This window comes from Microcystis sp. BLCC-F209 (genome assembly GCF_041928595.1).
Lineage (GTDB): Bacteria > Cyanobacteriota > Cyanobacteriia > Cyanobacteriales > Microcystaceae > Microcystis.
Genome location: NZ_JBHFLL010000267.1, coordinates 1 through 12,471 on the forward strand (window position 1 = coordinate 1; position 12,471 = coordinate 12,471).

10 protein-coding genes and 1 pseudogene are annotated in these 12,471 nt (G+C 43.3%); 4 read left to right on the forward strand and 7 right to left on the reverse strand.

Annotation, left to right across the window (positions count from 1 at the left end):
• Positions 1–347: 347 nt before the first annotated feature.
• Positions 348–656: a type II toxin-antitoxin system HigB family toxin gene (locus ACE1AQ_RS16900; protein ID WP_008200663.1), complete on the forward strand. Its 309-nt coding sequence runs from the start codon at positions 348–350 to the stop codon at positions 654–656.
• 225 nt (positions 657–881) lie between these two features.
• A complete protein-coding gene (locus tag ACE1AQ_RS16905; RefSeq protein ID WP_008200665.1) occupies positions 882–1,277 on the forward strand; it encodes a type II toxin-antitoxin system HigA family antitoxin in 396 nt (131 codons plus the stop codon).
• A gap of 60 nt (positions 1,278–1,337) precedes the next feature.
• On the opposite strand, the gene shc is transcribed toward ACE1AQ_RS16905, so the two are convergent.
• From shc to ACE1AQ_RS16920, 3 genes and pseudogenes are all read right to left on the reverse strand, one after another.
• Positions 1,338–3,245, reverse strand: coding sequence for a squalene--hopene cyclase (gene shc / locus ACE1AQ_RS16910; protein WP_110546008.1), 1,908 nt, complete (start codon positions 3,243–3,245; stop codon positions 1,338–1,340).
• Between the two features lie 653 nt (positions 3,246–3,898).
• A pseudogene (locus ACE1AQ_RS16915) lies at positions 3,899–3,994 on the reverse strand (IS1 family transposase); the annotation flags it as partial.
• Positions 3,995–4,468: 474 nt separating this feature from the next.
• A complete protein-coding gene (locus ACE1AQ_RS16920; RefSeq protein WP_106908287.1) occupies positions 4,469–4,741 on the reverse strand; it encodes a hypothetical protein in 273 nt (90 codons plus the stop codon).
• A gap of 123 nt (positions 4,742–4,864) precedes the next feature.
• Here ACE1AQ_RS16920 and ACE1AQ_RS16925 point away from each other — a divergent pair, with 123 nt between their 5' ends.
• A complete protein-coding gene (locus tag ACE1AQ_RS16925; protein WP_008200667.1) occupies positions 4,865–7,792 on the forward strand; it encodes an RNA helicase in 2,928 nt (975 codons plus the stop codon).
• A gap of 14 nt (positions 7,793–7,806) precedes the next feature.
• Here the strand turns inward: ACE1AQ_RS16925 and ACE1AQ_RS16930 are convergent, their stop codons facing one another.
• A complete protein-coding gene (locus ACE1AQ_RS16930) occupies positions 7,807–8,760 on the reverse strand; it encodes a tetratricopeptide repeat protein (RefSeq protein WP_110546010.1) in 954 nt (317 codons plus the stop codon).
• Between the two features lie 304 nt (positions 8,761–9,064).
• Here ACE1AQ_RS16930 and ACE1AQ_RS16935 point away from each other — a divergent pair, with 304 nt between their 5' ends.
• On the forward strand, positions 9,065–9,574 hold the full coding sequence (locus ACE1AQ_RS16935; protein WP_002737400.1) for a DUF177 domain-containing protein: 510 nt from the start codon (positions 9,065–9,067) through the stop codon (positions 9,572–9,574).
• A gap of 61 nt (positions 9,575–9,635) precedes the next feature.
• Here the strand turns inward: ACE1AQ_RS16935 and ACE1AQ_RS16940 are convergent, their stop codons facing one another.
• From ACE1AQ_RS16940 to ACE1AQ_RS16950, 3 genes are all read right to left on the reverse strand, one after another.
• Positions 9,636–10,598 carry a glycosyltransferase family 9 protein gene (locus ACE1AQ_RS16940; RefSeq protein WP_008200671.1) on the reverse strand — a complete coding sequence of 321 codons (963 nt, stop codon included), beginning with the start codon at positions 10,596–10,598 and terminating at the stop codon, positions 9,636–9,638.
• Positions 10,599–10,724: 126 nt separating this feature from the next.
• Positions 10,725–11,327 carry a M23 family metallopeptidase gene (locus tag ACE1AQ_RS16945; protein ID WP_110546011.1) on the reverse strand — a complete coding sequence of 201 codons (603 nt, stop codon included), beginning with the start codon at positions 11,325–11,327 and terminating at the stop codon, positions 10,725–10,727.
• Positions 11,328–11,421: 94 nt separating this feature from the next.
• On the reverse strand, positions 11,422–12,027 hold the full coding sequence (locus ACE1AQ_RS16950; protein WP_374808850.1) for an IS200/IS605 family accessory protein TnpB-related protein: 606 nt from the start codon (positions 12,025–12,027) through the stop codon (positions 11,422–11,424).
• Positions 12,028–12,471 lie beyond the last annotated feature (444 nt).

The following is a 12,471-nucleotide window of genomic DNA, read 5'->3' on the forward strand; positions in this document are numbered from 1 at the left end:
AAAATAGGCTTTTCGAGGGTAATTCTTGTTTTAATTCTCCATGTACGCAGTCTTTAAAAGCCTCTATTTCGTTCCAAGACACGATTAAGAGTGGCTTTTAGGCTAAGTATAATTACTTATCGCGTAAGTGAGATGCTCCCAGCCATTAGCCATTAAGCCTTAAAAGTATTGCTATGCAAGGATCGTAGCCGAAAAAGCCAAACTACGGGGTTCCCTGTGGATGCGGTTTATCAGAGAAATTAAAATACTTGACTAGAGGCTTCGCAGTTTGCTATACTAGCAAGCAAGCAAGCAAACAAGGAGATTATTCGTCATGAAAATAAAACTTAAAAGATTAATAAAAAATTATGCATATTATTTCAAGAGCCACCTTAAGAATTTTTTGGGAAACTCATCCAGAGGCTCAGGCTGGTTTACGTTATTGGTACAAGCAAGTTAGTCAAGCAAAATGGCAAAGTTTCCAAGATATTCGTCAGGATTTTTCTTCGGCTGACTTAGTGGGTAATTTTATAGTATTCAACATTTGCGGCAACAACTATCGACTAATAACTTATGTTGATTTTCAACATAGAAATGTTTTCATTAGAAAAATACTAACCCATGCTGAATATAATAAAAACCAATGGAAAAAAGATTCGTGGTTCAATAAATATTGATCTAAATCTCTGAATCTCCAAATAAGTAGGGAGGAAAAATTATTTGTAGGATGGGTTAGCGGTAGCGTAACCCATGCGGGCGTTGGGTTTCATGCTTCAACCCAACCTACGTTTATCTTATATTTAATTCCACCCACCCACTTATGAAAACTATAAATTATTAACTAAAAATTTTGTATCTCCTTCAGTCACCCCTATTTAAACCATAAAATTAGAGTTATCTTTATGTTTGCCACTGATAAATACTTAGAATTATTAAAGCAATACCCTCCTCGTCCTATTCACAATGAGGAAGACTTAGAAATGATGCAGGAGGTTATTAATCGCCTTTTAGACAAACCCCAATTAACGGTAGAAGAAAGGGAATATCTAAATCTTTTAGGGTCTTTAATTTATGAGTACGAGGAAAATCAAGAGCCAATACCTGATATTTATGGACTTGAATTGTTGAAATTTATATTAGAGGAAAGAAACCTACAAAAGCAAGATTTGCTATCTATTTTTGAAAGTAAGTCAACCCTGGATGATATTCTTGATGGGCAGCAAGAGTTAACCCCTATCTATATTCAAAAATTAGCCAATTTTTTAAATATATCTCCTGATTTATTTCTTCCTAGTTAGACATAAAAAATGCGCTAGACAGTTAAATTTATTTCCTGTCTTAACGCATAGGTTAACAGACTAAATCAAAGCCCGATAACGCCCCAAAGCCAGTAAAGGAAAATACTGCTGATAGAAATGATATTTCAGGTAAAAATGACAGGGAAAACCTGTACCAGTGAAGTAATCTTCATCCCATGTACCATTTTCTTTTTGGGTAACAAGAAGATAGTTAACACCCTTTTCAATCACTTCTCGCTGATAATTACCGGTGACTTTCCCGACGGCTAATAAACCGATTAATGCCCAAGCAGTTTGGGAAGCGGTACTATTTCCCTGTCCTTTAAATTTAGGGTTATTGTAACTAAAACAGGTTTCACCCCAACCACCATCAACATTTTGACAACTGCTTAACCAATTGGCTCCTTTTTGCAATTGCTGGCGATATTGATTCGGTTCCAGAAAAGCCAAAGCAGATAACGCCCCACTGGTTCCATAAATATAATTTACACCCCAACGACCAAACCAACTACCATCAGCTTCCTGTTCTTTTTCCAGATAATCCAAAGCTTTTTTAACTCGATTTTCCTCCATTTTGACATCACAAGTGCCTAACATTTCTAGAACTCTGGCAGTAACATCAGCCGTATTAGGATCGATCATTGCTTTTAGATCGGCATAGGGCAAAGAATTAAGCCAGTTTTGATCGTTATCGATGTCAAAAGCTCCCCAACCACCAGCTTTACACTGCATAGTAGCCATCCAATTAACTGCCCGTTTCATCACGCTTTTTTTAATCTTTTCATCGGGCATTTTAATTAACTCTAAAGCCATCACCACCACTGCCGAATCGTCTAAATCGGGATACCAGCGATTGTCAAATTCAAAAGCCCAACCACCGGGGGTTCCGATTTTATTTTTAATCGCCCAATCGCCATAATCAAGAATTTGTTGATCTATTAACCATTGTCCCGCTTTAATCATAGCTGGATGAGCGGGATTTAGACTGGATTCAATTAGCGATCGAATTACCCAAGCCGTATCCCAAACCGGCGACACACAGGGCTGTACACAATAGGTATTATCGGTCTCAATACCAAAATTATCCACCGCTTTTAAACCCCGGGCAACAATCGGATCGTCAACATCATAATCTAGGGCTTTTAAAGCTAACAGGGAATTTAACATCGCCGGGATAATTCCCCCCCAATCCCCCGTGTCTTCCTGTCGTTCAATTACCCATTTTTCCGCCGCTTTCAGACTTTCTTGACGGAAGGGAACCAAATTAGTTTTTTCTGCCCATTTAAACAGCCCATCTAACCAGAGAAAAACATCTGACCAATTGTTATTTTTTGGTAACTCATACTTGACATTATTTACCCCTTCTGTATAGAGTTCCTCGAGATTAAAACCCATTTTATACACAGGTTTTTTATCGAAAACAATTAATAAAGGAACCGTACTTCCCCGCGCCCAACTGGACATTTCATAGATAGTAAAAGGGAAATTTTCCGGCAGTAGCATAATCCAAGCAGGGATAGAGGGAACCCCCTGCCAATCATAACAACCAATCAAAGCGAGGTGCATTTTGGTGAAAATGCGGGTTTTACTGATGCCACCTTTAGCTAAGATAAATTCTCTAGCTTTTTCTATAGCAGGATCATTAACGGGAATTCCCAATAGTCGCAGCCCCATGTAGGCTTCCACAGTGGTGCTAAGATCGCCACCATCGCCATAAAATAACTCCCAAGCGCCGTTAGGACACTGTTGCTGACGTAGATAGGTGGCAGCTTTGTCTAGGGGGCGATTTTTGTCAGTTTTCCAGATTTTGTGCAGTAAAATTGCTTCTGAGGTGATGGTGACATTAGATTCTAATTCTGCCCACCAGTAACCCTGAGGGTGTTGGGTAGAAAGTAAATAATTTTGAGAAAGTTCGATCGCTTTCGCTGTTTGAGCGGCTATTTCGCTGATTTTTTCCTGAATCTGCATTTGTTTCTGTTCGACAACCTCTAGGGACCACGAGTGTAAATAAGATAATCTTATTTACAAAGTTTCTAATATAGATGAAGTATAACTCGATTTTGTTCGAGCTTTCTAACTCCTTCAGATTTAGCCACTTATTCAGTTTTTTTTGCAGAGTTGAGTTGCCAGATGATAACCGATTAAATAGGCTGTCATTTGGGGACTAACCCTGGGCCGCGGGGCTGCGGACAAATCTGCCACATAAATATTTTCACTTCCGCAAACTTTGCCCAGATTCTCAGGTGGGTAGTGATTTTATTCGGCTCTTCTGGTGTTTGTGTGGAAGGAAGAAGAATAGGGATAATTTGGGTGCATCTCAATTTTGTCGAAATATCTAGAGGACATTTTGGGCGCAGGCAGTGCGCCCCTACCATTGGCGCAATAATGTTATTGTAGGGGCGAATTGCATTCGCCCTCTTTGAATAACTTCTGCTGCTCACCTATAGGTGAGGGAAAGTCACAAATAGGAGATACAGCCGATAATTTTCTGGAAACATAGTCTTTAAAGCCTTGTGCCAAGACTCCTGCGAATGATCCGCACTGATTATCACACAAAGTCGAGGAGAGCCTTTTATTCTAGTGGTGATAGCTCCCACCTTTGCTAATTGGGCATTCCCAAAGTGATTCTCGATTTTTTTAGAGAACGATAGACTCTCTCTCACCCACCGGGAGAGCCGTTGACGAAGGGTATTATTTAATCTTTTAATAGGATTAGTTTGACACAAAATCTGTTTTTAATAGTGTGATTAACTCTCAAGTTATGAATTGTTTCTACCCACACCTCACTTCCCCCCGCAACGCGCACGCAGTGACCACCCCACTCTTCTAGGTTCTGTGTGATAAGTTTAATTGACATAGGATCGATCGATCTTTGTGTCCTTTGTGTCTTTGTGGTTCGTTCCACCCCCTTGCTAGGAGAAATGTATCTTAGAATACATTTTACCCACCAAAGCTGGGAGAGCCACCACCCCACTCTCCTATACTTTTTAAACAGGATTTAGTATGACTAATTTATTTTCCTACTGCTCGATGATTTTTACTGGAAATTACTGTCTTATATGACTCGGAAAATTCTGTGGAAGTAACGACTTATTGTCGGTAAACAATGGGTAAACTTGCTCAAAGTTTTTTGAACTAATTGACGACTTATATCTTCTAAATATCCCCAAATAATTTCCCTAGTTTTTATATTAACTTTGCGTTAAATATACACCTTTATCTCCTTCCAGTAAACCGAAGATACCAGGGCTGTAACCCGTCAAAGAAGCAATCACCCTCGCCAAAATGTCTAGGAGAAATACCCCACGATCAAAGCAAAAACACTGCCAAAAAGAAAATCTAGTCCCAAAAATAAAGGCAGGTAAAAATAATTGCCTAAATAGCTTAGAATAATTAAATGATTTGTTACCTAGTCTGGGCAGCTGCTTTAATGCCATGGCAAGATAGTGGTGAGAGAAAGTCATTGATCATAACCATGGTAAAGGTCAAGCTGTCCCCAGTTTCTAGAAGTCTGCTTTTTTCGACTAGAATAAAAAAAGCCAGTCAGAATAGCCACAATTAAAAAAATTTCTCCTCTTAGACTTGACGTGAAAGAGTCCCTCAACCCTACTTCTTTGGATCCCAAAACCATTTTTCCCTTTAAACTCGACGACTTCCAGCAATCGGCGATCGCCGCTCTCGCTGCTGGTAAATCAGTGGTGGTCTGCGCTCCCACCGGTTCCGGCAAAACTTTAATCGGAGAATATGCTATCTATCGCGCCCTACAAAGGGGCAAACGGGTTTTCTACACCACTCCCCTGAAAGCTCTTTCTAACCAAAAATTCCGGGATTTTCAAGAAAAATTCGGTCGTACCCCCACCGATGGCGATGAGGATTCCCCGCTGCTGTTTGCGGAAGTGGGATTAATTACCGGCGATGTGGTGATCAATCCCTCAGCGTTAATTGTAGTCATGACTACAGAAATTTTTCGCAATATGCTCTACCAAACCCCGATCGGTCAGGTAGGCACTTCCCTAGAAAACGTGGAAACCCTGGTTCTCGATGAATGTCACTATATCAGCGATCGAGGTCGCGGCACCGTTTGGGAAGAATCGATTATCTACTGTCCCCCTAGTATCCAATTAGTCGCCCTCTCCGCCACCATCGGCAACCCGGGGGAACTCACCGACTGGATTAACTGGGTGCGGCAACTGCCCCAATCCGGCGACAATAAACAGACCTCCAGCTGCGAGCTAATTAACTCCGATTTTCGTCCCGTCCCCCTGCGCTTTTATTTCGTCAATAAAGAGGGATTATTCCCGCTGCTCGACCCAAAACAGAGCAAAGTTAACCCGAAACTGCGTCCTAAAGCCCCTCGGGGCAGCTCCAGGCGCTTAAAACGAGAAGATTGTCCCACTATCGCCTCGATTGTCACCACTCTGCGGGACAAGGATATGCTCCCAGCTATTTACGTCATTTTCAGCCGCAAAGGTTGCGATCAGGCGATTCGAGAGCTAAAAAACCTCAATCTCGTTAATCCAGAAGAAGCTAGAGCTATTTACTACCGTTTACTCATTTTCTTCCTAGAAGATAATCCCAATCTGCAAGAACTCGCCCTTTCCTTCTTTGCCGTCGAAAATCCGCCCCTACAGCAAAAATTACTGGCTTTTTTCGCTAATAACCCCCAGTCCGACGAGCAACTCCTCAGCCTCTTAACCGCCGACCCCGAGACGAAAAATCAACTGTTTGAATTCCTAGCCAGTGCTTCCCAATTGGTGCGCGCCGACCAAGTGGAACCCCTCACCCGGGGCTGTGGTGTTCACCATGCCGGGATTTTACCCCTCTGGAAAGAATTAGTCGAACAACTTTTTGAAGCTGGTTTAATTAAGGTGGTTTTTGCCACCGCTACCCTCTCGGCCGGGATTAATATGCCCGCCCGCACCACCGTTATCTCGGCCCTGTCCAAACGCACCGATGATGGTCATAGTATGCTGACTCCCTCGGAATTTGTCCAGATTGCCGGCCGGGCCGGTCGCCGGGGAATGGACGCGGTGGGCCATGTGGTGACAGTACAAACGCCCTTTGAAGGGGCAAAAGAAGCGGCTTTTCTGGCCACCGCTCAACCGGAACCCCTACAAAGCTGTTTTGCGCCCAGTTACGGCATGGTGTTAAATCTCCTGCAAAAACACAGTCTAGAGGAGGCCAAAGACCTCTTAGAGCGCAGTTTCGCCGAATATCTCGCTCGTTTGAAGTTAAGCCCCGAACGACAACAGATTACCGCCTTAACCACCGAATTGGCTAAGTTGGATATGGAGTTAGCCGGTATCGAACGAGAGCAGGTCTTCAGTTACGAAAAGCTACGGGAAAAACTGCGGGAAGAAGAAAGACTGTATAAAATCCTCGCTAGTCAGGCAGAAGCACAGAAAAGACAGGAAATACATCTAAAATTGCCGAATATTCCCGTCGGAACTATCCTCCATCTCAAGGGCAAACATATTAAGGTTCCCGTCCCCGTCCCCGCTATCTTTGTCAATACCCTGCACGGAGCCGGTCAAGTGCGAACCCTTGTGTGTTTAGGCAGTGATAATCGCTGGTATTTAGCCGCCTATGCCGATATTAGCGAGATCGATCGAGGTTTTCTCGCTCCTGCGGAATTAGGCGAACTGATACCCCCTTCCCTAGAAGCAGTCTCTTTAGGGGGGTGGCGCAAGGGTGAGGAAAATACTCAGGCGATCGCCGATTTAATCCGCCAACAAGTGCAGGGCATCCCACCGGTGGCGGAACTGGAAACCCAAGCACAAAGAGTTGAAATTATCAATAGTCAAATTGCCGCTCATCCCCTGCAAAAACGCAAAAATCCGGGGCGATTGATGAAATTATACTACGATCGAGAGCTTGCTCGCGATAAGTTACACAAGACCCAGATTAAATACCAGAAACAACAATCGCGCAAATCCTACTACTGGGAAGAATTTCTGAATCTAATCGAGATTTTGCGAGAATTCCAAGCATTAGATGGTTATTTGCCCACTCCCCTCGGAGAAGCGGCGGCCACTATTCGCGGGGAAAATGAACTCTGGTTAGGATTAGCGATGATGTCCGGAGATTTGGACCGATTGACTCCTAGCCAACTAGCCGCCGCCATCAGCGCCATGATTACGGAACCCCCTCGCCCCGATACTTGGTGCAATTACCCGCCTGTGCCAGAAGTTATCGATATTTTGCGACAAGGAGAGGAAAATTCCCCCGGTCTGCGAGAAGTTCGCCGTTTACTCTATCAAGCTCAATCTCGCTACGATATCACTATTCCCGTCTGGTTAGAAACCCAACTGATGGGGATTGCCTCCCGTTGGGCCCAGGGGACATCCTGGCCGGAATTGTGCGAAAATACTAGCCTCGATGAGGGAGATCTAGTGCGATTATTACGGCGCACCGTCGATGTTCTCTGGCAAATTCCCCAAATTCCCCGGGTTTCCCAAGTCCTTAAAGATAATGCCCGTCTCGCCGTCACAGCCATGAAGCGCTTTCCTTTATAATATTGATCACTCTTTTAAACAATGGGAGATGGTAAGGAAAGTAACTGTTGGTGAATCTGCTCGATGAGGGCGAGGATTTGCTGATAATTTTGGTGCAATCCCTGGTGATAGAGGTGATTTGCTCCTTGATTTAAATCCGCTAAAGCCGATTGATAATAACCCAATTGATGCCGCAGTAATCCCCTTCTAATATAGGCATCGGCATAAAAAGGATCGATGGCAATCGCTCGATTTAAATCGGCGATTGAGCGTTCGTATTCACCTAATTGGTGAGCGGTACAAGCTAGATTATAGTAGGCTGAGGCGTTGTTTTTATTTAACCGGAGAGCTTGATGAAAATCCGCCTTAGCTGAGGTAAAATTGTGGAGGGCTAAATGAGCTAAACCTCGATCATTATAAATAGTGGCTAAAGTGTCGGGTTGTTGGTTAGTAATTTGACGCAAGGATTGATTAAAATCGGCTAGGGCAAGGGGATAATTTTTCATGGCTGCCTGAACTAAACCCCGATTATAGTAGGCTTGATAATAGGTGGGTTTTAGCTGGATAGTCTGGTTATAATCGGTCAGCGCCTGTGAATAATCTCCCAAACGATAAAAAGCTAAACCCCGATGGAAATAGGCTAGATAATTATCGGATTGCTGTTGTAAAGAGCGAGTGCAGTCCTGCCACGCGTGCAGATAATCCTGTAAATAAATCTCAGTTAAACAGCGATTACTGTAGGCTAGGGCCAAGTTATTTTCCTGTTCGAGGGACTGATTGAAATCCTGCAAAGCTTGCTGATAATTACCCGCCTCTAGTTGTTCAATTCCTGATTGCATCCAATAGGACAAATGTACTGATTGAGCCGCTTTTCCCTGCCGAGGCCATCCCCCCAGCACAAGCGAGCAGAGCAGTGCAACCATAACCAATCCACCGAGGCGAGGAAGAAAATTTTTCAAAACCGTTGACATAGGAGTATCTTTGTGCATATACTCCCAATTCTGAGGAAACTTTCTCGATCGATCAACAGACAGCCTGTCAAATCCAGGAGTCAGTTATCAGTTATCAGTTATCAGTTATCAGATGTGAGTTTTCAGTTCACTGATTACTGTTTACTGTTCACTGTTCACTGAAAATACACCTCACTTCCCACAACCTAGAACCGGTCTATGTCTCTAGAGGTCGGGGCTGCGATAAACTAATAAAGGAAAGATTGTCACCGAGCAATTATGATGGCGTTACTCGCTAACGCAGTTGACACCCGATAACCGATAAATGATACAGGAGTTATCTATGGAAACTATTTTTATCCCCCACCTCCTCAAATCTCCTGATCGACAAAGAGTGATCATCATCGATAATTTTATCCCCGGTCTAGAAACCTTGACACCGGTGCGGGGAACCTTGCTGGTTAGACATGGGGGGAATTTTTTGGAAGTATCGGTGAAAGCAGAAACCATCGTCACCTTAACCTGCGATCGCTGTTTACAACAATATAATCATCGTCTGCAATTAAACACTTCCGAATTAATCTGGCTAGACAAAAATAAAGACTACGATAGCTCCTATCCTCTAGAGCGAGAAATAGCCTACGAAGACCTCTCGGAAACCCTCGATCCTAACGGGGATTTTGACCCGCAAATGTGGTTATACGAGCAGTTATGTCTAACTTTACCTCCCCGTCAACTCTGCGGAGCCAATTGTCAACCCCCCGATTTTCTCCTTCCGGAAAAGACTGCCATCGATGGTCGTTGGGCCTCCCTAGAATCCTTGAAAAGTCAGTTATCTCAATCGCAAAATTGAGCTTTGATGCTGATTTTTTTCGGGTTTCGATCCCAGAGAAAAGCGATCGAAACCCGATTATTTACCGGCCCCAAATCTTTTTCAGGACAGTTTCGGGAGTAATATCGGCGACTTTTCCCGTATTAGCCTCAATATATCGATGTAGCTCTCCCCCACTCGGTAAAACTCTCTTAGACAACGAAGGAACCAGCAGAGAGAGGGTATAGGTTCCCACGGCCACGGCTAACTGTAAAGGGACACTTTCGGTAGCTAATAATAAATTAGCACCGGCGATCATAGCCGCCATTTTACCGATATCGCCCGTTCTCGACACTTTTAAGTTATTATCCATGGCTTTGAGGGCTAAAACCCAAGCTTCATCCAATTCTCCCTGGATCGCGACAATTGGCAAATCCGGTTGTTGATGGCGAATACCTTGGATAATTTCTAGCCAACTCTCTAGGGGATAAAGCGTTTCCAGTCCTTGGCTGATGCTGAGATCGCTACCGCCGGCATAGAGGAGAATATAGCCGCTATCCTTGATATTGAGGCGTTGCTGCTCCATTTCGGCCCAATCGATATCATCGCGATTCAAGGTTAGTTTTAAAGGTGGACAGGGTGCGGCAATCTTTAACCCTTTGACCAGTGCGTGATAATTATCCCCTAGATAGCCTTCCGTTGGCTGGGGTACTTGTTGCGATAAGAACCAGCTGCCATTATTTTCATAGCCTATACGGTTAGGAACACCATTTAACCAGAGTAAAAGATTGATAGCAGGACGATTGGTGAGACTAATGGCGATTTCGTACTCCCGGTCCCGAATTACTCCCAAAATATTTAAATAATCCGCTAATCCGTACTGATCTCGATAGTCAAATAAAAGCACTTCCCTAACCTGCGGACAGAGACGATAGGCAGCCTTTGCCCTAGGTTCGACCAAAACATCGATGGTACCTTGGGGGTAAGTTTGCTGGAGGGTTTCTAGAGTGGGAAAAAACAGCAGTTGATTGCTAATTCCTCCCGGTACAAGGGTTAATATTCGCATTTTATCTGGATATACCTGAATCGATCAGCTTAATTTTAGCAGTGTCCCTCGTTATTCACTAAATCTGGGCAGCTATGTTTTTTCTCAACAGAATGCGATCGCAGATTCTCTAATTCCCCCTTCCTCTTAAGTATTACCGGAAGGATTAGAACCGTACATAGCATTTAAAACCAAAGCGGGGTCAACGTATTGATTGCCGTACATCAGTCCCCAGTGCAGGTGTGGTCCGGTGGTGCGTCCTGTCATTCCCACTCTAGCCATGCGGGCCCCTGCCGGTATATCCTGACCGAGAGTAAGGACGATTCCTCCTGACCTGTCAATCAAAAAAGTACCGCGGCTGTCGGATTGAACCGAACCCATGAGATGACAATAAATATGTGTCCATTGACCCGATTGCATCTTAATCATCGTCCCACAGCCTGTATGATCGGATAATTCGACGATTCTGCCGGTCCACCAATTGCGAATATAACTGCCCAAGGGTGCGGCCAGATCTAACCCGGCATGAAATTGTTGACTACCATCGATGGGAGAGAAACGATAACCGAAACCGGAGGTATAGGTTTGAAAGTTTTCCACGGGGAAGGAGGCCCCGGCCCAAGCATTTTGAGCTATGAGGGTGGGATTAGCTTTAACGGGGTGTAAACGGTCAAATCCTAGAGAAATTAACGTGACAAGACAGCTAATCGCTAAAAAACGCAGGAATTTAACAGGCAGATATTTGAGCATGAGACTTACTCCAGACACCACAATTAAATATAGTTAGTAAAAGTATAGTCAAATATAGACAGACTGAATTCCATTTCAGAAATTCCCTTCACTTTTACTTCGAGAGATTGATTCTCCTTGGGTGAACTACGCACCTCTCTATCCCATAGCGGTTAAACACATTTGGGAATGCTTTTCGTAAAATATTGTAGGAACCCATGACATCAGATTGAACCAGAATCCCCTTATCTGTACGATGTAACCCTCGCTTAATTCTTTTTCCTGAAAACACTGGCTTTTCAGTTATCTGTCCATAAACAGGGAGAGGATCGTCATTCAAAAAATTAGCAACGGAAGTATAGGATTCTTCTTGAAGAATCACAGAGATTCCTTCTAATTGACATTTATAAATAATCATCTCAATTAATCGAGCATGAGGGATGGTTCCAAATTTTTGATTGTTGACTTTTCCTAAGTTTACTTCTTGTTTCCAACCGTCATTTTTCCCAATTACTAAAGTTGTTATCTCTTGCTCAACTAAGAGATTGACTAAATAACGACTAGCTCGGTGAAGATAATTATCTATCTTCTGATTACGGCAACGGGTTAAACGGCGAATCCTCTGGGAACTCTGACGATTGCCTTTTAACAGAGATTGTAACTTAGCTCGACGTTGGTTATAAAATTGATTCAGGCTTTTTAACGGTCTGCCATTAATCAACAAAGGGATAAAATCTGGTTAATTTGAAGTTACAGCCATCAAATTATCTATGCCTAAATCTATCGCAGCTATCTTTTCATTAGGAGCTAAGAACTGTTCGGTTTTCTCATAAATTACCTCGATTACATAACAATCACATTTAGGAACTATTCTGACTTCTGCTATGCGCTCTGCTACTCTCGTCGGCAAGGCAATTGAAGTACCTGATAGTTTGACTAACCCTTGCCTAATACCTACTTTGCTTATAGCTTGAATCGTGTAAACTAAGAGATTTCTTCCTTTTTTTGGCTCTTTATAGCCAGGAATTTTGGGTTTTCCTAGAAATTTATCGGGGTGACTTTTAAACTCCGATGAAGCGGCAAAAAAATGATTGCCAGTTTTTGTCTAATCCTCTTAAAACTTGTTGGGAAACTTTAGCGGGTAAAGCTTGATACTGTTCTGTCT

Coding starts and splice junctions, on each gene's coding strand:
- shc (WP_110546008.1), bottom strand. CDS start 3,245: ATGCAGATTCAGGAAAAAATCAGCGAAATAGCCGCTCAAACAGCGAAA.
- ACE1AQ_RS16930 (WP_110546010.1), bottom strand. CDS start 8,760: ATGCACAAAGATACTCCTATGTCAACGGTTTTGAAAAATTTTCTTCCT.
- ACE1AQ_RS16905 (WP_008200665.1), top strand. CDS start 882: ATGTTTGCCACTGATAAATACTTAGAATTATTAAAGCAATACCCTCCT.
- ACE1AQ_RS16935 (WP_002737400.1), top strand. CDS start 9,065: ATGGAAACTATTTTTATCCCCCACCTCCTCAAATCTCCTGATCGACAA.
- ACE1AQ_RS16945 (WP_110546011.1), bottom strand. CDS start 11,327: ATGCTCAAATATCTGCCTGTTAAATTCCTGCGTTTTTTAGCGATTAGC.
- ACE1AQ_RS16920 (WP_106908287.1), bottom strand. CDS start 4,741: ATGACTTTCTCTCACCACTATCTTGCCATGGCATTAAAGCAGCTGCCC.
- ACE1AQ_RS16900 (WP_008200663.1), top strand. CDS start 348: ATGCATATTATTTCAAGAGCCACCTTAAGAATTTTTTGGGAAACTCAT.
- ACE1AQ_RS16940 (WP_008200671.1), bottom strand. CDS start 10,598: ATGCGAATATTAACCCTTGTACCGGGAGGAATTAGCAATCAACTGCTG.